The organism is Sphingomonas sp. P4_D12 (genome assembly GCF_056401895.1).
The window spans coordinates 86,086-110,314 of sequence record NZ_JBFUIL010000006.1 but is presented as its reverse complement, the minus strand read 5'-3'; the positions used below and the strand labels follow the sequence as shown (position 1 = coordinate 110,314).

The 24,229-nt window shown below is 66.1% G+C and carries 26 protein-coding genes and 1 tRNA gene; 6 read left to right on the top strand and 21 right to left on the bottom strand.

Features of this window, described 5'->3' with window-relative positions; genetic code table 11:
• Nucleotides 1–11: 11 nt before the first annotated feature.
• The 4 genes from hutU to hutI all read right to left on the bottom strand — a co-directional run bounded on the left by hutU (nt 12) and on the right by hutI (nt 5,332).
• Nucleotides 12–1,676 (bottom strand): urocanate hydratase, encoded by a 1,665-nt coding sequence (gene hutU / locus AC1DSD_RS13110; RefSeq protein WP_478030640.1) that lies wholly within the window; start codon nt 1,674–1,676, stop codon nt 12–14.
• Nucleotides 1,673–2,470: an N-formylglutamate deformylase gene (hutG, locus tag AC1DSD_RS13105; RefSeq protein ID WP_478030638.1), complete on the bottom strand. Its 798-nt coding sequence runs from the start codon at nt 2,468–2,470 to the stop codon at nt 1,673–1,675. Before hutG ends, hutU begins: the two co-directional genes overlap by 4 nt.
• A gap of 160 nt (nt 2,471–2,630) precedes the next feature.
• On the bottom strand, nt 2,631–4,151 hold the full coding sequence (gene hutH / locus AC1DSD_RS13100) for a histidine ammonia-lyase (protein WP_478030636.1): 1,521 nt from the start codon (nt 4,149–4,151) through the stop codon (nt 2,631–2,633).
• Nucleotides 4,142–5,332, bottom strand: coding sequence for an imidazolonepropionase (hutI, locus tag AC1DSD_RS13095; protein WP_478030635.1), 1,191 nt, complete (start codon nt 5,330–5,332; stop codon nt 4,142–4,144). Before hutI ends, hutH begins: the two co-directional genes overlap by 10 nt.
• A 57-nt stretch (nt 5,333–5,389) precedes the next feature.
• On the opposite strand from hutI, the gene AC1DSD_RS13090 reads away from it, so the two are divergent.
• Nucleotides 5,390–6,736: a formimidoylglutamate deiminase gene (locus tag AC1DSD_RS13090; protein ID WP_478030633.1), complete on the top strand. Its 1,347-nt coding sequence runs from the start codon at nt 5,390–5,392 to the stop codon at nt 6,734–6,736.
• Complete coding sequence (locus tag AC1DSD_RS13085) at nt 6,733–7,404, top strand: UTRA domain-containing protein (RefSeq protein WP_478030632.1); 672 nt, start codon at nt 6,733–6,735, stop codon at nt 7,402–7,404. Before AC1DSD_RS13090 ends, AC1DSD_RS13085 begins: the two co-directional genes overlap by 4 nt.
• A 6-nt stretch (nt 7,405–7,410) precedes the next feature.
• On the opposite strand, the gene AC1DSD_RS13080 is transcribed toward AC1DSD_RS13085, so the two are convergent.
• Together AC1DSD_RS13080 and AC1DSD_RS13075 are read right to left on the bottom strand one after the other, a co-directional pair.
• Nucleotides 7,411–7,998 carry an SAM-dependent methyltransferase gene (locus AC1DSD_RS13080; protein WP_478030631.1) on the bottom strand — a complete coding sequence of 196 codons (588 nt, stop codon included), beginning with the start codon at nt 7,996–7,998 and terminating at the stop codon, nt 7,411–7,413.
• Nucleotides 7,999–8,149: 151 nt separating this feature from the next.
• A tRNA-Thr gene (locus tag AC1DSD_RS13075) sits at nt 8,150–8,224 on the bottom strand.
• Nucleotides 8,225–8,321: 97 nt separating this feature from the next.
• On the opposite strand from AC1DSD_RS13075, the gene AC1DSD_RS13070 reads away from it, so the two are divergent.
• Nucleotides 8,322–8,468: a hypothetical protein gene (locus tag AC1DSD_RS13070; protein ID WP_478030629.1), complete on the top strand. Its 147-nt coding sequence runs from the start codon at nt 8,322–8,324 to the stop codon at nt 8,466–8,468.
• Nucleotides 8,469–8,479: 11 nt separating this feature from the next.
• A complete protein-coding gene (locus AC1DSD_RS13065) occupies nt 8,480–9,508 on the top strand; it encodes a glycosyltransferase family 2 protein (protein WP_478030627.1) in 1,029 nt (342 codons plus the stop codon).
• Nucleotides 9,509–9,613: 105 nt separating this feature from the next.
• Here the strand turns inward: AC1DSD_RS13065 and AC1DSD_RS13060 are convergent, their stop codons facing one another.
• Nucleotides 9,614–10,345, bottom strand: coding sequence for a class I SAM-dependent methyltransferase (locus AC1DSD_RS13060; protein ID WP_478030626.1), 732 nt, complete (start codon nt 10,343–10,345; stop codon nt 9,614–9,616).
• Nucleotides 10,345–10,725, bottom strand: coding sequence for a GtrA family protein (locus AC1DSD_RS13055; RefSeq protein ID WP_478030624.1), 381 nt, complete (start codon nt 10,723–10,725; stop codon nt 10,345–10,347). Before AC1DSD_RS13055 ends, AC1DSD_RS13060 begins: the two co-directional genes overlap by 1 nt.
• A gap of 106 nt (nt 10,726–10,831) precedes the next feature.
• On the opposite strand from AC1DSD_RS13055, the gene AC1DSD_RS13050 reads away from it, so the two are divergent.
• A complete protein-coding gene (locus AC1DSD_RS13050) occupies nt 10,832–12,628 on the top strand; it encodes an AcrB/AcrD/AcrF family protein (protein WP_478030622.1) in 1,797 nt (598 codons plus the stop codon).
• 149 nt (nt 12,629–12,777) lie between these two features.
• Here AC1DSD_RS13050 and AC1DSD_RS13045 read toward each other — a convergent pair whose 3' ends face one another.
• The 9 genes from AC1DSD_RS13045 to AC1DSD_RS13005 form a co-directional block, all read right to left on the bottom strand.
• On the bottom strand, nt 12,778–13,404 hold the full coding sequence (locus AC1DSD_RS13045) for a MarC family protein (protein WP_478030620.1): 627 nt from the start codon (nt 13,402–13,404) through the stop codon (nt 12,778–12,780).
• A complete protein-coding gene (locus AC1DSD_RS13040) occupies nt 13,401–14,003 on the bottom strand; it encodes a hypothetical protein (protein ID WP_478030619.1) in 603 nt (200 codons plus the stop codon). The genes AC1DSD_RS13045 and AC1DSD_RS13040 overlap by 4 nt, the downstream gene beginning before the upstream one ends.
• Nucleotides 14,000–14,875: a bifunctional methylenetetrahydrofolate dehydrogenase/methenyltetrahydrofolate cyclohydrolase FolD gene (folD, locus tag AC1DSD_RS13035; protein ID WP_478030618.1), complete on the bottom strand. Its 876-nt coding sequence runs from the start codon at nt 14,873–14,875 to the stop codon at nt 14,000–14,002. Before folD ends, AC1DSD_RS13040 begins: the two co-directional genes overlap by 4 nt.
• Nucleotides 14,872–15,129: a DUF167 domain-containing protein gene (locus AC1DSD_RS13030; RefSeq protein WP_478030616.1), complete on the bottom strand. Its 258-nt coding sequence runs from the start codon at nt 15,127–15,129 to the stop codon at nt 14,872–14,874. The genes folD and AC1DSD_RS13030 overlap by 4 nt, the downstream gene beginning before the upstream one ends.
• 38 nt (nt 15,130–15,167) lie before the next feature.
• The gene (locus tag AC1DSD_RS13025; RefSeq protein WP_478030615.1) at nt 15,168–15,470 is read right to left on the bottom strand and encodes a YggT family protein; all 303 of its coding nucleotides are present in this window, start codon (nt 15,468–15,470) and stop codon (nt 15,168–15,170) included.
• A gap of 103 nt (nt 15,471–15,573) precedes the next feature.
• Nucleotides 15,574–16,473 carry an acetylglutamate kinase gene (argB, locus tag AC1DSD_RS13020; protein WP_066810266.1) on the bottom strand — a complete coding sequence of 300 codons (900 nt, stop codon included), beginning with the start codon at nt 16,471–16,473 and terminating at the stop codon, nt 15,574–15,576.
• 296 nt (nt 16,474–16,769) lie between these two features.
• On the bottom strand, nt 16,770–17,423 hold the full coding sequence (locus tag AC1DSD_RS13015) for a queuosine precursor transporter (RefSeq protein WP_478030613.1): 654 nt from the start codon (nt 17,421–17,423) through the stop codon (nt 16,770–16,772).
• A 79-nt stretch (nt 17,424–17,502) separates the two neighbouring features.
• Nucleotides 17,503–17,886 carry a hypothetical protein gene (locus AC1DSD_RS13010; RefSeq protein WP_478030612.1) on the bottom strand — a complete coding sequence of 128 codons (384 nt, stop codon included), beginning with the start codon at nt 17,884–17,886 and terminating at the stop codon, nt 17,503–17,505.
• Nucleotides 17,887–18,193: 307 nt separating this feature from the next.
• Nucleotides 18,194–18,643, bottom strand: coding sequence for a hypothetical protein (locus tag AC1DSD_RS13005; RefSeq protein ID WP_478030610.1), 450 nt, complete (start codon nt 18,641–18,643; stop codon nt 18,194–18,196).
• A 254-nt stretch (nt 18,644–18,897) separates the two neighbouring features.
• On the opposite strand from AC1DSD_RS13005, the gene AC1DSD_RS13000 reads away from it, so the two are divergent.
• Nucleotides 18,898–20,175: a NupC/NupG family nucleoside CNT transporter gene (locus tag AC1DSD_RS13000; protein ID WP_478030608.1), complete on the top strand. Its 1,278-nt coding sequence runs from the start codon at nt 18,898–18,900 to the stop codon at nt 20,173–20,175.
• Between the two features lie 47 nt (nt 20,176–20,222).
• Here AC1DSD_RS13000 and AC1DSD_RS12995 read toward each other — a convergent pair whose 3' ends face one another.
• From AC1DSD_RS12995 to egtB, 4 genes are all read right to left on the bottom strand, one after another.
• The gene (locus AC1DSD_RS12995; protein ID WP_478030607.1) at nt 20,223–21,092 is read right to left on the bottom strand and encodes a 3-hydroxybutyryl-CoA dehydrogenase; all 870 of its coding nucleotides are present in this window, start codon (nt 21,090–21,092) and stop codon (nt 20,223–20,225) included.
• A 79-nt stretch (nt 21,093–21,171) separates the two neighbouring features.
• Entirely contained in the window at nt 21,172–21,945 is a 774-nt protein-coding gene (locus tag AC1DSD_RS12990; protein ID WP_478030605.1) for a class I SAM-dependent methyltransferase, read from the bottom strand.
• Complete coding sequence (gene egtD, locus AC1DSD_RS12985; RefSeq protein WP_478030603.1) at nt 21,942–22,919, bottom strand: L-histidine N(alpha)-methyltransferase; 978 nt, start codon at nt 22,917–22,919, stop codon at nt 21,942–21,944. Before egtD ends, AC1DSD_RS12990 begins: the two co-directional genes overlap by 4 nt.
• The gene (gene egtB, locus AC1DSD_RS12980; protein ID WP_478030601.1) at nt 22,919–24,178 is read right to left on the bottom strand and encodes an ergothioneine biosynthesis protein EgtB; all 1,260 of its coding nucleotides are present in this window, start codon (nt 24,176–24,178) and stop codon (nt 22,919–22,921) included. Before egtB ends, egtD begins: the two co-directional genes overlap by 1 nt.
• Between the last annotated feature and the right edge of the window lie 51 nt (nt 24,179–24,229).

Genomic DNA, 24,229 nt, shown 5'->3' with positions numbered 1-24,229 from the left:
CGATGTCCCGCCTAAGCGAGGCTCGGCAAGTCGAGCGCCTTCTCGCGCGCACAGTCGATCGCGATGTCGTAGCCGGCATCGGCATGGCGCATCACGCCCGTCGCGGGGTCGTTCCACAATACGCGCTCGAGCCGCTTCGCTGCCTCGGGCGTGCCGTCGGCGACGATCACCATGCCGGCGTGCTGCGAATAGCCCATGCCCACGCCGCCACCATGGTGGAGCGACACCCAGGTCGCGCCGCTGGCGGTGTTGAGGAGCGCGTTGAGCAGCGGCCAGTCGCTGACCGCATCGGAGCCGTCCCGCATCGCCTCGGTCTCGCGATTGGGGCTGGCGACCGATCCCGAATCGAGATGGTCGCGGCCGATCACCACCGGTGCCTTCAATTCGCCGCTGGCCATCATCTCGTTGAACGCGAGGCCGAGCCGGTGGCGGTCGCCCAAGCCAACCCAGCAAATCCGCGCGGGCAGGCCCTGAAAGTGGATCCGCTCGCGCGCCATGTCGAGCCAGCGGTGGAGAGGCGCATTGTCGGGCAGCAACTCCTTCACCTTGGCGTCGGTCTTGTAGATATCCTCGGGATCGCCCGACAGCGCGACCCAGCGGAACGGGCCGATGCCGCGGCAGAACAGCGGGCGGATATAGGCGGGGACGAAACCGGGGAAATCGAAGGCGTTGGCGACGCCTTCGTCCTTGGCAACCTGGCGGATATTGTTGCCATAATCGACCGTCGGCACACCCGCCGCCTGGAAATCGAGCATTGCGCGGACATGGACCGCCATCGATGCCTTGGCGGCCTTGGCCACGCCTGCCGGATCGCGCTTGCGCCCCTCGAACCATTGGTCGAGCGTCCAGCCGATGGGGAGATAGCCGTTGACCGGATCGTGCGCCGAGGTCTGGTCGGTCAGCAGATCGGGGCGGATGCCGCGGCGGAACATTTCGGGCAGCAATTCGGCGGCGTTGCCGAGCAGGCCGACCGAGACCGCCTTGCCCTCTGCCTTGGCGCGGTCGAGGATCGCCATCGCTTCCTCGATCGTGTCCGCTTTATAGTCGAGATAGCCGGTCGCCAGCCGCATCTCGATCCGACTCGGCTGGCATTCGATCGCCAGGCACGAGGCGCCCGCCATCACCGCCGCGAGCGGCTGCGCGCCGCCCATCCCGCCGAGCCCGGCGGTCAGCAGCCAGCGGCCGGTCAGGTCGCCGTCATAATGCTGGCGGCCCATTTCGACGAACGTCTCATAGGTGCCCTGAACGATGCCCTGGGTGCCGATATAGATCCACGACCCGGCGGTCATCTGGCCGTACATCATCAGCCCGGCGCGATCGAGCTCGGCGAAATGCTCCCAGGTCGCCCAATGCGGGACGAGGTTGGAATTGGCGAGTAGCACGCGTGGTGCGTTCTCGTGGGTGCGGAACACGCCCACCGGCTTGCCCGACTGGATCAGCAGCGTCTCGTCGCCCTCCAGCCGGCGCAGCGTCTCGACGATGCCATCATAGCTTTCCCAGTCGCGCGCGGCGCGACCGATACCGCCATAGACGACCAGTTCCTGCGGATTCTCCGCCACGCGCGCGTCGAGATTGTTCATCAACATGCGCAGCGGCGCTTCGGTCAGCCAGGATTTGGCCGAGAGTTCGGTGCCGGTTGCGGCCTGGATGTGACGCTGATTGTCGATGCGGGTCATGCTTGGTCCTTGGCGAACGAAAGAGCGGCGGCGAGCACGTGCGCAAGGTCGGCGCGCAGCGGGGCGGCGAAATCGGGATTGTAAGCGGGCGGCCAGTTGCTCTCGTCGGGCTCGCCTTGCGGCTCGTCGAGATAGGCGCGCATCGCGATCTCCATCTGGATCGCGTGGACGCCTTGCTCGGGCTGGCCGTAATGGCGCGTCGTCCAGCCACCGCGGAAGCGACCGTTGAGGACGTGGTTGCGGCTGGCGCAGGCGGCGACCACCGCATCGCTCAGCGCCGGATCGCACGTCGCGCCGTTGTCGGTGCCGATATTGAGTTCGGGAAGCTCGCCGTCGAACAGCCGTGGGACGTGGCTTCGGATCGAGTGGCAGTCGTACAGCACGACGCGCGGATGGAGAGTGCGGAGGCGCGCGATCTCGGCCGCGATCGCGGCGTGATAAGGCGTGAACCAGGTATCGCGACGCGTCGTGACCTCGGGCGCGGCGCCGTCGCGATAGAGCGGCTCGCCATCGAACGTCTCCGTCGGGCACAGGCCAGTCGTCGCCTGCCCGGGATAGAGCGACGCGCCGGAGGGATCGCGATTGCAGTCGATCACGCTGCGCGACACGTCGGTCCAGATCAACGTCGCGTCGGCGAGGCCGTCGTACAGCGCGCGGATATGCCAGTCCGCATCGCGGACCGCCCACCAGCGCGAGCGGAAATCAGGGAGCAGGAGGTCTGGGATCTCAGTTCCGCCATGGGGGAAGGCGAGGATCAGCGGGGAGTCGCTGCGCTGGACGTGGAGCCAGGTCATGCTGTGTGCCCTCCGCTCGCGCCAACTCCCAACGTCATCCCGGCCTTGTGCCGGGATCCACCGTGCCGCGAACCCTGGACAAGGGGCTCAAGCTTCGCGCTCGGTTGCGCAGTGGACCCCGGCACAAGGCCGGGGTGACGGGTAAGGAGACGGGGCCCGATCATCCCACCACTCCCGGCAATTCCCCCACCGCCACCAACAACCGCTTCGATCGCACCAGCTCGGTTGCGATCGCCATGTCGGGTGCCATGTGCCGGTCGTCGGTCAGCATCGGCACGCGTTCCCGCAGCAACCGCCGCACATGCTCGACCGGCTCGCTCGACAGCATCGGCGTATGGAAATCGCAGCCCTGCACGCCAGCGAGCAATTCGATCCCCAGCACCGCGTCGACATTCGCCGCCATCTCGATCAGCCGCCGCGCGCCGTGGGCCGCCATCGAGACATGATCCTCCTGATTGGCCGAGGTCGGGATCGAATCGACGCTGGCGGGCGTCGCGCGTTGCTTATTCTCGGACACCAAGGCGGCGGCGGTCACTTGCGGGATCATGAAGCCCGAATTGAGCCCGGGTTTCGGCGTCAGGAACGCCGGTAGCCCCGACAAGGCCGGATCGACCAGCATCGCGACGCGGCGTTCGGCGAGACTCCCGATCTCGCAAATGGCGAGCGCGATCATGTCGGCGGCGAAGGCGACCGGCTCGGCATGGAAATTGCCGCCCGACAAAGCCTCGTCGGTTTCCGGGAAGATCAGCGGATTGTCCGATACGCCATTGGCTTCGGTCACCAGCGTCTCACCTGCCTGGCGCAAGATGGTCAGCGCCGCACCCATCACCTGGGGTTGGCAACGCAGGCAATAAGGATCCTGGACGCGCGTATCGCCTTCGCGGTGCGAGGCGCGGATCGCCGACCCCTCCATTATCCGGCGCAGCGCGTCCGCCGTCTCGATCTGACCGCGATGGCCACGCAATGCATGGATGCGGCGGTCGAACGGCGCGTCGGAGCCTTTGGCCGCCTCGGTCGACAGGATGCCGGTGACCAGCGCGACGCGGTACAGTCGCTCGGCCTCGAACAAGGCGGCGAGCGCATAAGCAGTCGAGAACTGCGTGCCGTTGAGCAGCGCCAGCCCTTCCTTGGGGCCGAGTTCGAGCGGCTCGAGCCCTGCCTGCACCAGTGCGTCCGTCGCGGGCAGGCGCTGGTCGCCGACAAACATCTCGCCGACCCCGATCATCGCCGCGGTCATGTGCGCGAGCGGTGCGAGGTCGCCCGACGCGCCGACCGATCCTTGCGCGGGCACTACCGGCACCAGGCCTTTGGCCAGCATCGCTTCGAGCAACTCGACCGTCGCCGGCGCCACGCCCGACGCGCCGCGCGCGAGGCTGGCGAGCTTCAGCGCCATCATCAGCCGCGCGATCGGCACCGGCATCGGATCGCCGACGCCGGCGGCATGGCTCAGCACGATATTGCGCTGGAGCTTCGCCAGATCCTCGTCGCCGATCCTGACGCTGGCGAGCTTTCCGAACCCGGTATTGATGCCATAGATCGGCTCGTGCCGCGCCAGGATGCGCCCCACCGCCGCCGCGCTTTCGGCGATCGCCGGGCGGCAGACGGGATCGAGCACCGGCACGGCACCTTCATAGATCGCTTGCCACGCCGAATAGGGGACGGCACCGGGAGTCAGCAGCATTCGCCGTCCTTCACGCGTAGATGGAGAGGATTGAAGCCGATCCGGTAGACCAGCTCCGCCGGCGCGGAGATGTCCCACACCGCCAGGTCGCAGGCCCTGCCGGGTTCGAGCGTGCCGATCGTGTCGGCGAGACCCAAAGCGCGGGCGGCATTGACCGTCACGCCGCGCAACGCCTCGGTCACGGTCAGCCGGAACAGCGTCGCCGCCATATTGAGCATCAGCAGCAGCGAAGTGGTCGGGGAGGTGCCGGGATTGCAGTCGGTGGCGATCGCGATCGGCACGTGATGCGCGCGGAACAGGTCGACCGGCGGCAATTTGGTTTCGCGCATGAAATAGAAGGCGCCGGGCAGCAGCACCGCAACCGTCCCCGCCGCCGCCATCGCCTTGGCGTCGGCCTCATCGGCATATTCGAGGTGATCGGCGGATAATGCGCCAAAGCTTGCGGCGAGGCTGGCGCCGTGGAGCGCCGACAATTGCTCGGCATGGAGCTTGACCGACAAGCCGGCCTGACGCGCCGCCGCCAATACGCGCCCGGTCTGCTCGGGCGAGAAGCCGATCCCTTCGCAAAAAGCGTCGACCGCATCGGCGAGGCCGTTCGCTGCGGGGATCATCTCCTCAGTGACCAGCGCGACGTAATCGTCGGGCCGCCCGGCATATTCGGGAGGCAACGCATGCGCGCCAAGCAACGTGGTCGCGACACGCACCCGGCGTTGATCGCCCAGCGACCGCGCGGCGCGCAGCATCTTGAGTTCGTCGGCGACCGTCAGGCCATAACCCGACTTGATCTCGATCGTCGTCACGCCCTCGGCAAGCAAGGCATCCAGCCGCGGCAACGCGATCGCGACCAGATCGGCCTCGCTCGTCGCCCGCGTCGCGCGCATCGTCGACACGATGCCGCCCCCGGCGCGCGCGATCTCCTCATAGGACGCGCCGTCGAGCCGCATCGCCCATTCGCCCGAGCGGTCGCCGGCATGGACCAAATGCGTGTGGCAATCGATCAGCCCCGGGGTGATCCAGCGCCCGCCGCAATCCACGCTCTCGCCGGTCGCTACGGGCGCACCGGCGCGCGGGCCGGCATAAGTGATCACGCCATCGCGCGCGGCGACCACGCCATCCTCGATCACGCCCAGCCCGTTGCCGGCCATGGTTGCGAGTCGGGCATTGGTCCAGGTCCGCTCCATGTCTCCATCCTTGCCCGCGTCCATTATTATGTCTAGACATAATCGACAGGAGGACCAATGCCGACACTCTGGTTCGAACGCGCATTGCTGCCCGATGGTTGGGCCCAACAGGTCCGCATAGCGATCGATGGCGCGACCATTTTCGCGGTCGATGCCGGCGCAGCGCCCGAGCCCGGCGACCATCGTCATGGCGCGGCGCTCCCCGGCCTATGCAACGTCCACAGTCACGGTTTCCAGCGCGGCATGGCGGGCCTGTCCGAGCGTCGCGGCCGGCCCGACGACGATTTCTGGAGCTGGCGCGAGGTGATGTATCGCTTCCTCGACCGCCTGACTCCCGACGACATCGAAGCGATCACTGCCCAGGCCTATGTCGAGATGCTCGAAGGCGGCTTCACTCGCGTCGGCGAGTTCCATTACCTGCACAATAACGTTGATGGCGCACGCTACGCCGATCCGGCGGAGACCGCTGGCGCGATCATCGCGGCGGCGGAAGCGACCGGGATCGGGCTGACGCTGCTGCCCGTCTTCTACGCGCATGCCGATTTCGGCGGCGCTCCGCCGGCGCCCGGCCAGCGCCGCTTCATCTCGGATGTCGATGGATTCGCCCGATTGGTCGAGGCAAGCCGAGCCAAATTGCCTGACGATGCAGTGCTCGGCATCGCGCCGCACTCGCTTCGAGCGGTCACGCCCGACGAACTCGCCGCGATCCTGCCGCTGGCCGATGGCGGTCCGCTCCACATCCACGCCGCCGAACAGGTTCGCGAGGTCGAGGCCTGCCTCGCCTGGAGCGGCGCGCGACCGGTCGAGTGGCTGCTCGACCATGCCGATGTCGACGCGCGCTGGTGTCTGATCCACTCGACTCATGTCGATGCACACGAGGCCGCGCGTCTCGCGGCGAGCGGCGCGGTCGCCGGCCTGTGCCCGGCGACCGAAGCCAATCTCGGCGACGGTGTGTTCCCCGCCGTCGATTACCTCGCGGCGGGCGGACGGTTCGGTGTCGGCACCGATTCGAACATCCTGGTCGACGCCGCGAGCGAACTCCGCGGACTCGAATATTCGCAGCGACTGACGCTCAGAAAGCGCGCTCTGCTCGTCAACGGGGCCGAGCCCTCGGTCGGCGCGACCCTGTTCGCCAAGGCGCAGGCCGGCGGGGCGCAGGCGCTCGGCGTGGCCAGCGGCATTGCTGTGGGCAACGCCGCCGACATCGTCTCGCTCGACCTCCAGCACCCCGCCTTGGTCGGTGCCGCCAGCGACTTGCTCGACCGCTGGATCTTCGCCGCGCGGCCGGGCGCGATCGATTCGGTCTGGCGCGCGGGTCGCAAGCTGGTCGACCACGGCCGCCACATCGCCGCCGACACGATCGCCGACCGCTATCGCCGCACGGTCGCCGCTCTGCTGGCATGACGGTCGAGGCGCGCATCCGCCACGATATCGAGGCACGCATCCATTCGGGCGAATGGAAGCCCGGCCATCGCATCCCGTTCGAACACGAGCTGGTCGCGACCTATGGCTGCGCCCGCGCGACCGTCAGCAAGGCGCTGGGCAGTCTCGCCAAGGACGGCCTGATCGAACGCCGCCGCAAGGCCGGATCGTTCGTTGCGTATCCTCAAGTCCATTCGGCGGTGCTCGAAGTCCCCGATCTCGCGCAAGTCATCGCCGCGCGAGGCGAGGAATATCGCTGGCAATTGACCAATCGCTGCATCGTCGACCACGCCGAAGACGTCCCGCTTCCAGCTTTGCTGGTCGAAGGCGTGCATCATGGTGGCGGCGAACCCTTCGCGCTCGAACACCGATTGATCGCGCTGGGCGCGGTCCCCGACGCCGCGCAGGAGAGTTTCGCCGACGAAGCTCCAGGCACCTGGCTTCTCCACCACGTCCCCTGGACCGCCGCGCGCCACCGAATCCGCGCGGTCGAGGCGACGACAGCGGAGGCGAGGGCTTTGAGGCTGCGGCCGCGCGGCGCCTGCCTCGAGCTCGACCGCACGACCTGGCGCGCCGGCCAGGTCGTCACACACGTGCGCCAGCTGTTTCGCGGCGATCGCTACGATCTCGTCGCGGAGTTCAAGCCGTAAGCGGGGTCAGTCGACGACCCAGAGGAATACTTCGCGTCCATCGACGGTCTCGTGGGCGCGCGGCGCCCAGTCGGGCATCGCAAAGGCATGGCTGAGGACGCGGCTGCCCGAGGCAAGCTCGGCGCGCAGACGCGCGGCGAGCAGTCGATTGGGAAGCGGCAGCAGATAGAGCGTGACCACGCTGGCGCCGTCCAGCCGCGTCGCGAACAGGTCTTCGCAGCGGAACCCGACGAGATGCTCGAGGCCCGCTTTATGCGCTGCCGCCTCGGCTTCGGCGATGCGCTCCGAATCGATGTCGACGCCAAGCGCGGTGGCGCCACGCCGCGCGGCGGCAATGACGACGCGGCCGTCGCCGCAACCGAGGTCGATGAGATGATCGCCGGGCCCGACCCTGGCGAGATCGAGCATGCGCTCGACCAGCGGCTCGGGCGTCGGCCAGAAGGGGGCATCGAAATGATGCGGCGTACCGGCCCAGGGTCCACGGAGCGCCTTGAACGCGCGGTCTTCAGGGTCTTCCGCGGCGGTCGTCGGGTGAGTTGGATCCACCGCGTCCTGTTCCTTGCCGATATCCATGCCCATTGCCGCCCCGATCATGGCGGCTTTTCGTCCGCTCGTTCGCGAGAATGGGAGGCTGGGTACGCCAGGTCAATCCAATGCCGGCATCGGGCGCGCATTGTCTCATGCGTTGCCCATGCTGCCCGGGAGGCGACGGCAGGGGTTTGATATCAGCCAATTATCGGAAAAATGGTGCTGCCGGTGAGGATTGAACTCACGACCTCAGCCTTACCAAGGATGCGCTCTACCACTGAGCTACGGCAGCACTCACGCGGGACCAAAGGCCCCGACGGAGGCGCGCCTATGTCCGTCGACCCGGATATTGTCAAGGCGCGGTCGGCGGGTTTAGGTGATTCCGCCTGATGACCGCCAAGAACGACAAACCGGACCGTGCCGCCCGCCTGGCCGAGCAATTGCGCGCCAATCTGCGCCGTCGCAAGGCGCAGGCGCGCGAGGGCGTGGCTGTGGAAACCACGAAAGGCGATGACGCGGACCGCGCAGACGATTAAGCAGCACCGCCATGCACCGTCCCAAACTGTCGATCGTCGTCCCCTGTTATAACGAGGCGCTCACCCTCGAGACTTTGCACGGCCGCGTCACTGCCGCCGCCAAGGCGGAGGTCGGCGAAGATTACGAACTCGTCCTGATCAATGACGGATCGCAGGACGATAGCTGGTCGATCATGCGCCGGCTGTCGCAAAGCGATCCGCGTTTGGTCGCGATCAACCTGTCGCGCAATCACGGCCACCAGCTTGCACTGACCGCCGGGCTCGATCTGTGCGCGGGGCAGCAGATCCTGATCATCGACGCCGATTTGCAGGATCCGCCCGAATTGCTCGGCGACATGCGCAGGATGATGGCCGCGGAGGACGCCGATGTGGTCTATGCCGTTCGCCGCAAGCGCGAGGGCGAGACCTTGTTCAAGAAGGCGACCGCCGCCGCCTTCTATCGCCTGCTCGATCGCGTCACCGACACGCCGATCCCGCTCGACACCGGCGATTTCCGGTTGATGTCGCGCCGCGCGCTCGATGCGTTTCTGGCTCTGCCCGAACAAGCGCGTTTCATTCGCGGCATGGTCGCCTGGATCGGCTTTCGCCAGGTGCCGTTCCCGTATGACCGCGCAGAGCGCTTCGCCGGCGAGACCAATTATCCGCTGTCGAAGATGCTGCGACTCGCGTTCGACGCGATGACCGGATTTTCGACCAAGCCGCTGACTTTTGCCAGCCATGTCGGCCTCGCGCTGACCGGGGCGTCGTTCCTGCTGCTGATCTATATTGCGGTCGGCTTCTTCTCGGGGACCGCGGTGCCGGGCTGGACGTCGCTCGCGTTCATCGTCGTGCTGCTGGGCGCGGTGCAGATGTTCGTGCTGGGGATGATCGGGGAGTATCTGGGTCGGCTGTACGTCGAGTCGAAGCGACGGCCGCTGTATCTGGTGTCGGATGTCGCGGGGCCGGTGCAGGGCAAGGCGACCTTGGGCTATCGCGCCGAGGACCGCGAGCAGACGGCTAAAATCCTCCCCGTTCACGGGGAGGGGGACCAAGCCGCGTAGCGGGTTGGTGGAGGGGGCAGGCGGCTGCCGGAATCCGAGGAGGCGAACCCGCTCCACCACGCGACTTCGTCGCGCGGTCCCCCTCCCCGCAATGCGGGGAGGATTTTACCCCTTCGGCATTGCCAGCGTCAGGATCGACAGACCCGGCGTCATCGGCACGCGTCCGACCATGTGGCGCTCGAGCCGGAAGATCGTCTCGAACAATTTGTTGACCGGACCTGGCGGCGGCGAATCGTCGCTGTCGTCGCGGCCGGTCATCCGGCCGGCGACACGCGCGGCGGCAGCCAGCGGGAACAGTAGCGAGTTGAAATAGCCGAACTTGCGCGTCTCCAGCCCGGCGGCATGGATCGCTTTTTTCAAGCTCCCCTTGGAATAGCGGCGATGGTGATGGTTCACGACGTCGTGCGCCGACCACATCCATTGGTGCGCGGGCACCGCGATCAGGATCTTGCCGCCGGGCTTCAGGCAATCCTTCATCGCGTGCAGCGCGGCAACGTCGTCATCGATATGCTCGACCACGTCGAGCACCGCGATCATGTCATAGGCGCCGCGTTCGATCCCCGGCAGCGTCGGCAGCGGCGCGTTGCTGACCGGCTTGTTGAGCCTTTTGCTGGCGATCGCGGCGGCGGCGGGATCGATCTCGATCGCGTCGACATCCCCGAATTGCTGCAACATCGCCAGATTGTGCCCGGTGCCGCAGCCGATCTCCAGGATACGCGCCTGTTTGGGCAGATCGGCGTAGCGCGCGACATAATCGTGCAGGATATCGCGACGCGCGACATACCACCAATGCGACGAATCATGCTCCGCCATGCGGTCGTAAACGATACGGTCCATTAAGCGAACACCAGCCAGCGATTGAGGATGAACGTGAAGATCGTTGCCAAGGCGATCGCCGGCAAGAGCGGTACCCAGGCGGGATAGCCGAGCAACGCGGTCCCGACCCAGGTGATCACGGCATTGAGCCCCATGCCCGACGCCTGCACCATGACGAACTTGACCTGCTGTGCGCCGCCCGGTTGGCGCGTGCCGTGGCCCTTGAAGCTCCAGCGGCTGTGCAGGAAGAAACCCGCCGTCACCGCAACGGCAAAGGCGAAGGGAACGGCATAGACCGCGTGTGCGCCGCGGAACACCCAGGTGGTGAGCGGCAGATAGACCGCCGAATAGATCAGCGTCGAAATTCCGCCGGCGACGCCGAAGCGCACCAGCTGGCCCATGAGGCCGCTTTCCCGCCACGTATCGATTTGTTTGAGAATTGCCGTCACACGCTTGCCCCGGGAGTGGGGGTCCCCCTAAAGCGAGCCAAGGCGCGAGGGAAGCATTTTGAGCAAGATCGAAAGCTGGTGGTCCGACCTGGTCGCTGAACTCGACCGGCACTGGATCAAATACGCGCTGCTCGCCTGGTTCATCGTCAGCCTGTGGTACGTCATCAGCTCCTGGCCGCAGATCCGGTCGCTGGGGCTCGGCGATACCGACGACAATATGCGGCTGATGCAGGTCCGCGCGCTGCTCAACGGGCAGGATTGGTACGATCTGCGCGATTATTACCTCAATCCGCCGGGCGGCTTCGACATCCATTGGAGCCGCATCGTCGACTTGCCGATCGCCGGGCTGATCCTGATCCTGCGGCCGTTCGTCGGCACGCCTTGGGCGGAGCGGGTCGCGTGCGGCATCGCGCCGCTGCTGCCGCTGTCGATCGCGTTTATCGGCCTGGGCGCCACCGTCCGCCGGCTGGTCAGCCCGCATGCCTGGCCGCTGGCGATGGCGCTGCTGGTCTGCGCGTGCACACCGACGATGCTGATGTTCGCGCCCGATCGGATCGATCATCACGGCTGGCAACTGGCGATGCTCAGCCTGACCGTCGCCGGGCTGTGCGATCCCAAGGGCGCGCGCGGCGGCGTGATCGTCGGGCTGGCGAGCGCGGTGAGCATCTCGATCGGCCTCGAAATGCTGCCTTATGCCGCGATGGCGGGGGCGATCATCGCGCTGCAATGGATCTGGGATCGCGGCGAGGCACGGCGCGTCGCTGCCTATGGCGTCAGCCTGGCGAGCGGCACCGCGCTCGGCTACGGCGCGTTCGCGTCCTATGCCAATTCGGTGATGCGCTGCGACGCGCTGACGCCGGTCTATTTGACCGTGATGCTGGTGGCGGGCGGCTTGCTGTTCGTCCTCGCCTGGTTGAGCCCGGCGTCGCGTTGGGCGCGGTTGGGGCTGGCGGTGGCGGCGGGCGCAGTGATCGTCGCCGGCTTCGCTTGGCTGTTCCCGCAATGCCTAGGCCGGCCCGAACAGGTATCGCCCGAACTCGTGCGCAACTGGCTCGACAATGTGCGCGAGGCCAAGCCGATCTACCAGCATCCCTTCCGCCAGGCGTTTCCGATCGTCACCCTGCCGATCATCGGCCTGCTGGGCGCGGCAATCGCGACCAAGCGCGCCATCGACGGTCGCGCGCCGAATATGGTCGGCTGGTCGGCAGTGACGCTATTCACGCTGTTCGCCTGCCTGATGCTGTTGTGGCAGACGCGTGCCGGGCCAGCGGCGCAATTGCTCGCGGTGCCGGGTGCTGCGGCGTTGATCTGGATCGCGGTGCCGTTGCTGCTCGATAGTCCCAATATCCTGGTCCGCGTGCTCGGACCGGTCGCGGTGGTGCTGATCGCCTCGGGCATGTTCAGCGGGCTATCGCTCAGATACCTACCGATCGATAAACCCGATGCGCGGATGACGACGATCAACCGTGCGAGCGCGCGATGCCCCGCCATCACCAGCCTCGCGCCGCTCAATCGATATCCGAGCGCGACGATTTTCAGCTTCGTCGATCTCGGGCCGAGGATCATCGTCGTCACGCATCACAAAGCGGTGGCGGGGCCCTATCACCGCAACGGCGACGCGATCCTGGACGTCCAGCACGCTTTCGGCGGGTCGCCCGACCAGTTCCGCGCGATCGCCAAGAAGCATGGCGCGACCTTGCTGTTGATCTGTCCGAACATGGCCGAATCGACGATTTATCGTGTCCGCAATCCGGGCGGATTCTACGATCGCATGGCCAAGGGCGAGACGTTCGCGTTCCTTGAGCCGCTGGAACTGCCGAAGAATTCGCCGTTGCGGTTGTTCCGGATTAAATAGGCGCGTCGTTTCCCAGCGCGCCCATCCGTCACCCCAGCGCAAGCTGGGGTCTCAAGCCGTATCGCGCCTTTGCTTGAGATCCCAGCTTTCGCTGGGATGACGGTAAAAGGCGCTGGGGTGACGGATTAAGAGAGGCGCTGGGGTGACGGTTACGTCAGCCCCAGGCTGATCCGAATCCCGTCGATCACGAACTGCACTGCCAGCGCGCCGAGCAGCACGCCAAGAATGCGCGTGATGACGGCCTCGATCCGTGCCCCGAGCAACCGCATCAGCGGCCCGGCGGCGAGCAAGGCAGCCAGGGTCAGCGCCAGGATGGTCGCGAGCGCGGCGAGCACCACGGCCACTCTCTCGAAGCCATGGTTGCGGCTCATCATCAGCATGACCGAGGCGATCGATCCCGGCCCGGCGATCATTGGCATCGCCATCGGGAAGATCGAGACGTCCTCGACTTCGGGGCTCTGCGCAACCTTGGCGGCACGGTCCTCGCGGCGTTCGGTGCGTTTCTCGAACACCATTTCGAGCGCGATCAGGAACAGCATGATGCCGCCGGCGATGCGGAAGGCCGCCAGGCTGACGCCCAGCGCCTTGAGCATCGCCTCGCCGACCGCGGCGAACACGAACAGGATGATCGCGGCGACGACCACCGCGCGGATTGCCATTGATCGGCGATGCGCGGGCGTCGCGCCATGCGTCAGCCCGGCATAGATCGGCGCGCAACCGGGCGGATCGATGACAACGAAGAAGGTGACGAGCGCGGAGAGGTAGAGTTCGATCATTTAGCTGGGGCGGCAATGGTATCGTCGATCACGGGATCGAAGGTGCTGCCGTTCCATAGGAATGCCTGGAACTGCCGCGCGCCGTCCGGCTTGACCTCGTACCTCCAGAATAACGTGCGATCGGGCGAGCCGCCCTGATTGGAGGGTTGCGAGAGGGGGATGACCTGCTGAATACCCCTGCAGGAAGCGCGGACCACTTTGGGTTCGCCCCGATCGCGCGACTTGGTGAGTCCATCTCCGCCGTCGACGGTCCATTTCCAGCTACGATCACGCTGCCGCTGCCAGACTGTCGTGAAGAACCCCACGCTGCCATCGGGGCGCCGCCAGCCGCCGGTGTTGACGGCCTGCTTGCCGTCGCAGGAGATGTAGCTCGCGGTCGGCCACCAATCGATCGCCTGGGGTGGATCCTTGCGGTTCTTGAGGAAATCATGTGCGTTGGCCGGCTGCGGCACGAACATCACCGCATCGTCGGTCGACCATTTGCGAAAGGCGGTCCATTGGCCGATCGTCTTGGCGTCGGCGGCAAAGGCGCGTTCGGCGTCGACCGGCGTCTTTGCCGGCGCATCGGCCCCCGCCAGCATCAGCAACAACGGAATCATAGCGCCCCCTTGTCATACGCCACACCCGCGCGGCGATGCGCGGACACCAATGTGTTCCGGAGCAACACCGCGATCGTCATCGGTCCGACGCCGCCCGGCACCGGGGTGACCGCGCCCGCGACGCTGAGCGCGCCGGCAAAGTCGACATCGCCGACCAGGCCCCGTTCGGTGCGGTTAATGCCGACGTCGATCACGGTCGCGCCGGGCTTGATCCACTCGCCCTTGACCATTTCCGGTCGGCCGACTGCTGCCACCACGATGTCGGCGCGCTTGACCACGCTCGACAGGTCGCGGGTCTTCGAATGCGCCACGGTGACGGTGCAGCTTTCCTTGATCAGGAGCTGCGCCATCGGCTTGCCGACGATGTTCGAGCGTCCGATCACCACCGCGTCGAGCCCGGCGAGGTCGCCCAATTGATCTTTGAGCAGCATCAGGCAGCCGAGCGGCGTGCAGGGCACGAAGCCATAAAGCCCGGTCGCCAGCCGCCCGGCATTGACCGGGTGGAAGCCGTCGACGTCCTTGTCGGGATCGATCCGCGTGGTCACCACGCGCTCGTCGATATGGCCGGGCAGCGGCAGCTGGACGAGGATGCCGTCGACCGCGGGATCAGCATTCAGCCGGTCGACTAGCGCGATCAGATCGGCCTGCGACGTATCGGCGGGAAGCTTGTGTTCGAAGCTTTCCATTCCCGCGCCGATGGTCGCTTTGTGCTTGTTGCGGACATAGACCGCCGAGGCGGGGTCTTCGCCGACCAGCACCACCGCCAGCCCGGGCGCGCGGCCCGCCGCCGCGCGGAAGCTCGCGACCTGTTGCGCCACGCGCTCGCGCAATCCCTGCGCGAACGCTTTCCCATCGATGATGCTCGCCGTCATGGCCCGGCCTGATAGAGCGCGGCGGCGATCTTCGCCAGCGCTTCGGCGTCTCCTGCGATCGTCAGTCGCTTCAATCTGGCGCGATCACCGGCGATCAGCCGGACGTCGCGCTTGGCCACCCCGAAATGCTTGGCCGCGAGGTCGATCAGCGCGGTGTTGGCGGCACCGTCGACCGGCGGCGCGTTGAGTCGCGCCACGGCGTGGCCCGGACCCGGCGACAATTCATTGCGCGACGATCGCGGTGTCACGCGCACCGCGATCTCGATTCCGTCAGGTGTCGTGCGCCAGCCGCTCAGAGCGCGCCTGCGCCGACCCACCACAATGCCAGCCGCCCGATCGCGATCTGGATACACCAGATGATCAGCAACACGACCAGCGGCGACAGGTCGAGCGCGCCAAAATCGGGCAGGATGCGCCGGATCGGCCGATAGAAGGGCTCGGTGATCCGATCGAGCGCCGTCCAGATCGCGCGCACGGTGTCGTTGTGCGTGTTGATGACATTGAACGAGATGAGCCAGGACAGGATCGCCTGGATGATGATGATCCACTGCGCGACGGTCAGCAGGACCTGCAGGATACTGAGGATGGTAATCAAGTTTGTCTCCGGACGTGCGGCCCTGTCCGGATCGATATAGGAACGAACCGGCCGCGAACAGCCCTTGGAGCGTGATGGCGGAGCAAACTCACGCCATCACGCTCTAGGCGCGCACCAGCGTGCCGGCGCCGCGCCGGGTGAAGATTTCGAGCAGCATGCCGTGCGGCACACGACCGTCGAGGATGACCGCTGCCTCGACCCCGGCCTCGACCGCGGCGACGCAAGTGTCGACCTTTGGGATCATCCCGCCGGAGATGGTGCCGTCATCCTTCATCGCCTCGATTGCCGCGCGGTCGAGGTCGGTCTGGAGCTCGCCCGCTTTGTTGAGCACACCGGCGACGTCGGTCAGCAGAAAGAAGCGCGTCGCGCCCAGCGCGCCGGCGATCGCGCCTGCCATCGTGTCGGCGTTGATATTGTAGGTTTCGCCATCCGCGCCCAGCGCGACCGGCGCGACGATCGGGATGAACCCGTCGCGCGCTAGATTCTTGAGGATCGATGGATCAACCTTCACCGGCTCGCCGACAAAGCCCAGGTCGACATGGCGCTCGATGCCTGAATTGCGGTCGGGTTCGGTGCGGGTGACCTTTTTGGCGATCACCAGATTGGCGTCCTTCCCCGAAATGCCGACCGCGCGACCGCCGAGAGCGGCGATCCAGCCGACGATTTCCTTGTTGATCTTGCCGGCCAGGACCATCTCGGCGACCTCGGCAGTCGCGGCGTCGGTGACGCGCAGCCCTCCGATGAATTCCGATTCGACGCCGAGCCGCTTGAGCATCGCGCCGATCTGCGGGCCGCCGCCATGGACGACCACCGGGTTGATCCCGACAGCCTTGAGCAGCACGACGTCCTCGGCGAAATCGCGCTGCGCCTCGGGGTCGCCCATTGCGTGGCCGCCATATTTGATGACGAAGGTCTGGCCCGCGTAGCGCTGCATGTACGGCAGCGCCTCGACGAGCGTTTCGGCCTTGGCGAGCAATTGGGGCGAGGGGCTATGGTCGGTCATGGGCGCGCCATACTCATTCCGTCACCGCAGTGAAAGAATATCAGGAGGCTCCTGTCTCGGACGATCTAGGCTTGGGTGTCATGCTCAATCGGATCTGGTTCGATCGACGGCGAGAGATGCCAGTTTCCGCTGACAGGGCGACCCCAAGTGGATCGATCCGACCACCCCACATCCGCAATCCGTCATGCCGGGCTTGTCCCGGCATCCACCGGGCACCGCTCCTAGCGCTCAAGCCTCTTGCTTCTCGGCTGGCGGCACGGTGGACCCCGGCACAAGGCCGGGGTGACGGTGAAGAGTCAGGCGCGATCCAGCCTTTTCCCCAGCGCGACGAAGCCGGTGATCAGGAACGGCACCAGCACGATCGACAGCACGATTTTGGTCAGCATCTGCCCTTCCATCAGCTGGAGGATCGGGCGCTCGCCGTAGAAGGAGATGGTGATGAACAGCAGGGTGTCGACGATCTGGCTGATCACGCTCGCCACCATGCCGCGGAACCAGACCAGGCGGCCCTTGCCTTCCTGGCCCTTGAGCTTGGAGAAGATGAAGACGTTCAAGGTCTGGGAGGTGCCGTAGGAGACGAATCCCGCGAGCATCATCCGCACGCTCTGACCGACGACGATCGGGAACGCGTCGATCGCCGGCGGATACATGCCCGGATCGTGCGGCAGCGCGAGCACGATCTGGATCAGCGCGGCCGAGGTGAACAGGGGCACGAAGCCGAGCCGGACCAGCATCGTCGCGGTCTTTTGCCCATGAATCTCGGCGACCGCGCTCGACAGCACGACCAGCAGCAGGAAGCCGAAAATACCCGCCTCGACCGCGAGCGGTCCCAGCGCGACTTGTTTGACGCCCAGCACGCCCGCCATGCAGACCATGCCGCCATAGAGGATCGAAAAGACGAAGAGCGAACGGGGCAGCTTTATCTCTAGGGCGGGAGCGGGTGTTTCCATGCAGATCAACGCTAGCGACTATTCCGCTAACGTCAAACGGCCCGGCCGACAGGGGGATCGACCGGGCCGCCCCCGTGGGTCACTTCAGCCGCTTGTTGCAGGCGCTCCAATATTGCGGCCAGGTCTGGCCCGGTGCGATCTTGCCGGCAGCCTTGTCGGCCTTCCACTGGTTGCCGCACTCGTGCTGGCGAGATGCGGTCGCGGTCTGCGCCGCGCTGCGAGGACGCCTGGCGCCAGTCGATGCGGCTGGTTTGTCGCCACTAATGGCGGCGGATTTGGGCAGGGATGCACGGCATTGCGCGAGGAACTGCATCCATGTCTGTCCGGCGGGCAAGGTGCCGGCGGTCTTCGCTTCCCGGTATTTAGCGCCGCAAATCTTCATCGGATTGTCGGCGGCCAGCGCCGGAGTCGCCAGCACACCAAGGCCTGCAATCGTGATCGCAGCCATCGCGGTCTTCACCATCATCGTCATCCCACATCCTTCCTTTGCGACGTGTTCGCCGCCGGCGGTGGCCGACCGGAGGATACCGGCGGCCGTGGGATGGGAGATACCGCACTTGGTGCATCCGAGTCCGCGATTGCCTCCAAAACCGATCAATTTGTTCGGCATTCGTTCCCGGCTCGTGCCGCGAACTGAGATGCGCACCGTTGGGGGCAACTAGGAGGCTAAGACGGCGAGGTGGGCTCTCTGCGTTGCGCCAGACCCAAGCGTGCCGACAATCCACCGTAAACGGCCCGGCCGGTTGCCGCCGGCCGGGCGCTTGGAGCAGTTATTTCATACGCTTGTTGCACGCGCTCCAATATTGCGGCCAGGTCTGGCCGGCGGGAAGCTTGCCGGCGGCTTTCTCGGCGCGATATTGCGCGCCGCACTGACGTTCGCGGGCATACATGGCGGCCTGCGCAGGGCTCGGCTGGCCTGGGGTCTTAGGCGGCTTGGCCACAGCGACGCGCGTCGGGGCCGGTTTCGCCGCAGCGGCCGGCTTGGCGGCGACCATTGGCTTGGCCGGCGTCGTCACCGCGGCCGGCTTGGGCAAGGATGCCCGGCATTGCGCCAGATACTGGTTCCAGGTCTGGCCCGCAGGCAGGGTCTTGGCGGTCTTGGCGGCCTGGTATTTGGCGCCGCACACCTTCATCGCGTTGTCGGCCGCGAACGCAGGAGCGGCGGTGCCGATCCCCGCTAGCATCGCCGCGGCCACCGCGATCTTCATGATATGAGTCATCGTCCATGCTCCCTCGCAGGCGCGCCCTGCCACGCGGCGCGGGCTGCCTGTTTTATACGGCGTGATCCCGCGAAGATGAACGCCAGATGACTGAATTTATGCGCCGAAGAAGCTGTTGGTAAAGACGTCGGCCAAGGGGCTGTCCTAGTCCGATTTTTGCCGCCATAGTTGCCGGCAATTCGAACGATCGCATGCGCGGGCGCGGGGTATGCCCGCCACGGGCACCAGATGAGTGAGTGGGGGCTTACCAACACATGCCACGTTTCCTGATCGGCGTTGCCGGCATCCTGGTCATTCTGGCGATCGCCTATCTGCTTTCCACCAACCGGAAGGCGATCCGGCTGCGCGTCGTCGGCGCGGCGTTCGCGCTACAGGCAGTGATGGCGGTGCTGGTGCTGTACGTGCCAGCCGGCAAATTGGTGATCGAAAAGATGGCGGGCGGGGTCACCGCGTTGCTCAATTACGCGCATGAAGGCACCAATCTGATCCTCGGCCCGCTGGCGACCGATCCCAAGTTCAAGGATGGCTTCGCGATTTCCGCGCTCCCGGTGATCATCTTCTTCGCCGCTCTGGTGTCAGTGCTCTATCACCTCGGCATCATGCAGTTGATCGTGCGCTGGCTCGGCGGCGCGATTGAGAAAGTGGTCGGCGTCAGCAAAGTCGAATCGCTATGCGCGGCGGCCAATATATTCGTCGGTCAGTCCGAGGCGCCGCTGGTCATCCGGCCGTATCTCGCCGCGCTCACGCCGCCGCAATTGTTCGCGGTGATGTCGGTCGGCATGGCGGGCGTCGCCGGCACCATCCTGGCAGCCTATGCATCGTTGCTCGGGCCGACCTCTCTGCCCTATCTGCTGGCCGCCTCGTTCATGTCGGCGCCGGGTGGGCTGCTGATGGCCAAGCTGATCATGCCCGACGATCTGGTGCCCGCCGGCGAATTGCCACTCGAGGGCGGCGCGGCGATGCTCGCGCATGAGGACGATGCGATCCGCGTCGCCGATGTACAGGTCGAGGAAGAACGCGCGTCGAACGTCATCATGGCGGCGGCGATGGGCGCGCAGACCGGCGTCAAGATCGCGGTCGCGGTGGCGGCGATGGTGCTCGCCTTCGTCTCGCTGGTCGCGCTCGCCAACGGGCTGCTCGGCTGGGTAGGCAGCTGGTTCGGCTATCCGACGCTGAGCTTCCAGGGACTCCTCGGCGATATCTTCGCGCCGGTCATGTACCTACTCAACATCCCGTGGAACGAGACCGGCGCCGCCGGGCAATTGTTCGGGCAGAAGATCGTGCTCAACGAATTCGTCGCTTTTATCGACCTCGGCCAGATGAAGAATCTGTCACCGCGCACCAACCACATCGTCACCTTTGCCCTGTGCGGCTTTGCCAATTTCTCGTCGATCGCGATCCAGATGGCCTCGACCGGCAGCCTGGCACCCAACCAGCGGCCGATGATCGCCAAGCTTGGCCTGCGCGCGCTGGCGGCGGGCAGCCTCGCCAATCTGATGTCGGCGGTGCTGGCGGGGATGCTGATTCCGTAAGGGCGACCGCGCGGACCGGAGTTAATGCCACCCCCGAGCCTTGTGGCTCACCGCGTCGGCACCGGTTCCGCGCCCGAATAATCGTAGAAGCCGCGCCCGGTCTTGCGGCCGTACCAGCCGGCCTCGACATATTTGACCAGCAAGGGCGCGGGGCGAAATTTGGGATCGCCGGTGCCCTCGAATAGCACGCGAGTGATTTCCAGGCAGGTGTCGAGCCCGATGAAATCGGCCAAGGTCAGCGGCCCCATCGGATGGTTGAGCCCGAGCTGACAGGCGAGGTCGATGTCGCGGATCGTCGCCACCCCTTCGCCGAGCGCGAAGCACGCCTCGTTAAGCATCGGCATCAGGATGCGGTTGACGATGAAGCCGGGTGCATCGTTGGCGCGCACCACCTGCTTGCCGAGCGCGGCGGCATAGGTCTCGATCAACGTTACCGTCTCGTCGCTGGTGGCGAGGCCGCGGATGATCTCGATCAGCCCCATGACCGGGACCGGATTGAAGAAATGGACGCCGATGAATCGTTTGGGGTCGGGCGTCGCCTGGGCGAGCCGGGTGATCGGGATCGATGAAGTGTTCGAGGCCAGCACTGCGTGGGCGCCGAGCACCTTGCCGACCTCAGCGAAGATTGCGCGCTTGATTTCCTCGCGCTCGGTTGCCGCTTCGATGATCAGCCCGCATTTGCCCATCGCCGACGGGCCCTCGATCGTCTCGATCCGTGCCAGCGTCTGATCAGCGACCTCCGCGGTGATCTTTTCCTTCGACACTGCGCGCGCCAGCTGCGCGGCGATTCCCGCCTTGCCGGCATCGGCGCGTTCCTTGGTCACGTCCGCTAGGAGCACGTGATAGCCGGCCTGTGCCGATACCTGCGCGATGCCTGCGCCCATCTGTCCCGCTCCGATCACGCCGACGCTCTGCATGTCATTTCCCGTTCAAGCTGTTGCGGCCGAGGCCAATCCGGTCCGCCCTAGCCATAGCGGCGGGCGCGCGGCAACCCGGTCAGTCGATCCGGCGGCAATCGTAAGCACGAGTTACATAGGGGAAAAGGACCTTGCGCTTGCCGGCCAGCTCAGGCGTCGCGGCAATCATCGCGCGAATTTCATCGACCAGGGTGGCGCGGCGATCGTCGGGCAAAGCGGCGATGAAGCTGGTCGACAAAGTGCGGCCGATAATGACCTCTTCGGCGGTTCCGGCATGATCGTAGCGCATCGCGGTTTCGTGGAGCGGTGAGAAGCCGGGCGCCGGAAATACGTCACGCCATGCCTGGGACTTCTGGCGCGGCGCGTCGTCCTGATAACGATCGGTGATCTCCGACAATCGCCGCACCCAGGGGACCTCGGTATCGCGCACGTTCCAGATCAGCCCGAGCGTTCCGCCCGGACGCAGCACGCGATGGAATTCTGCGAGCACCGGCGACGTGGCGAACCAATGGAAGGCGGTGGCGCAAATCACGGCGTCGACCGACTCCGCCGCGACCGGCAATGTCTCGGCGGTGGCGATGGCAGTCGCGACGCCCGGCACCGTCGCCGCCAGATGGGCAAGCATCTCCGCCACCGGGTCGACAGCGAGGACCCTGGCGCCGGTTTCCAGGATCAGGCGCGTGAACAGCCCGGTGCCTGCGCCGACTTCCACTACGCGGCTGGCCGCCCCGATTCCCATCCGGTCACGCAGCCAGTCGAGCGCCTCGCCCGGATAGGCGGGGCGGCTCGCGGCGTAGATGTCGGCGCCGTCAGCAAAACCGGTCGCAGCGGCGCGATGGACGCCGGCTGTCACGGCGCGGGGCGCGGCGGCTGGGCCTCGGCAAGATAGAGCGCGAACTGGTCGTCGGAGTCGGTCCATTCGGCGATCGGCGTCCACCCGCCCGACCGCAGCAGCAGACGGGCGTCGCGCGCGCCGTATTTGTGGCTATTCTCGGTATGGATCGTCTCGCCCGCTGCCATCTCAAACGGTCGGTCTTCGACCATGAACCGCACATCGCGCACGGCTTCGAGGTGCATTTCGATCCGCGCGCGATCGTCGTTCCAGATCGCGCGGTGGCGGAATGCCTCGACCGGGATCGTCCCGTCGAGTTCGCGATTGATCCGTTCGAGCAGGTTGAGATTGAATTGCGCGGTGACCCCGGCGGCATCGTCATACGCGCGTTCGAGCACGCTTACGTCCTTGATCCGGTCCATCCCGATCAGCAGCATCGCGCCCTGGTCGAGCGACGCGCGCATCGCGCGCAGCAGGTCGGTCGACGACAAGGGGATCATGTTGCCGATCGTCGATCCCGGAAAGAAGCCCAGCTTGGGCGCCGTGCGGACTTGTTGCGGCAACGCGATCGGTTTGAGGAAATCGGCCTCGACCGGGAAGACCGGCAGGCCGGGGAATCTCTCAGCCAGCGCGCGCGAGGATTCGCGCAGGAAATCGCCCGAAATATCGATCGGCACATAGGCCGAAGGATCGAGCGCCTGGAGCACGATTGGTGTCTTGGTCGACGATCCTGACCCGAATTCAACCACCGCGCGGCCCGGTCCGACACGCTCGGCAATCTCTTCCGCGACCGAGCGCAGCAAAGCGGTCTCCGTCCGTGTCGGATAATATTCGGGCAATTCGGTGATCGCCTCGAACAATTCGGAGCCGCGATGATCATAGAACCAGCGCGCCGGAATCGCGCGCGGCCGTCGCGCCAGCCCGTCGATCACGTCGGCGCGGAAAGCAGGATCCGCGAAACTTCGAGTGCCGTCCTCGATTTCCTGTTTGAGCATCAGATATCCTTGGCAAGGCGCACGCCGGTGAATTGCCAGCGCTGATGGGGGTAGAAGAAGTTGCGGTAGCTGGCGCGGGCGTGACCGCGCGGCGTGGCGCACGATCCGCCGCGCAGCACGAACTGCCCGCTCATGAACTTGCCGTTATATTCGCCGACCGCGCCCTCGGCCGGGTGGAAGCCCGGATAAGGGCGATAGGCGCTGCCGGTCCATTCCCAGACATCGCCGAAAAACGCGGGGCCGCCAGGGGAGGGACGTGGTTCAACCGGTCCGGCGACGTCGAGCTGATTGCCGCTGTCAGGATCGTAGGCCGCCGCGGCGGCTTCCCATTCGACTTCGGTCGGCAATCGCGCGCCGGCCCAACTGGCATAAGCATCCGCCTCGAAGAAGCTGACGTGCGTGACCGGCGCGGCGGGGTCGATCGGCCGCCGCCCGTCAAGCCCAAAGCGGGTCCAGGCGTCCTCGCGCTGTTCCCAATAAAGCGGCGCCGTCACGCCCTCGCGTTGCACCCAGGCCCAGCCGTCGGACAGCCAGTGGCGCGGCTCGGCATAGCCGCCATCGGCGATGAATGCGGCCCATTCGCCATTGGTCACGGTACGGTCGGCGATGGCATGCGGGTGGAGCAGCGCGCTGTGGCGCGGCCCTTCGCAATCGAACGCGAAATGCGGGCTGTCATGCCCGATCTCGACCACGCCGCCCGGATGCTCGATCCAGCCCAGCGCATCGGGCATGCCGACCGGTACCTTGCGTGCGCCCGGCCAGATCGCCGGCTCGATCGGATTTTCCGAAAACAGATGGAGGATGTCGGTCAGCAGCAATTCCTGATGCTGCTCCTCATGATGACAGCCGAGACGGACCAGTTCGCGCGCCTCTTCCGGCAATGTCGGCAACGCCGCCGCCAGCGCGGCGTCGACCGCGGCGCGATAGCCCAGCACCTCATCCAGGCTCGGCCGCGTCACCATGCCGCGCCGCGCGCGGCTGTGACGACGGCCCTCCGCCTCGTAATAACTGTTGAACAGGAACGGGAAGCGATCGTCGTGGAGCGTATAGCCGGGCACGAAATCGCGCAGCACGAACGTTTCGAAGAACCAGGTCGTATGCGCCAGATGCCATTTGGCTGGCGACGCATCCTCCATCGACTGCACCGTCGCGTCCGCGTCGGACAGCGGCGCGACGAGCGCCACGCTCAGTCCGCGCACCGCCGCATAACGGGCGCCAAGCGCTTCCGGAGTCGGGCGGAGGCCAAGTCGCGTTCTCATTATGTTCCTCTTTTCGGTCGTTTCGCCGACGGAGTCAATCGCTCACATAGG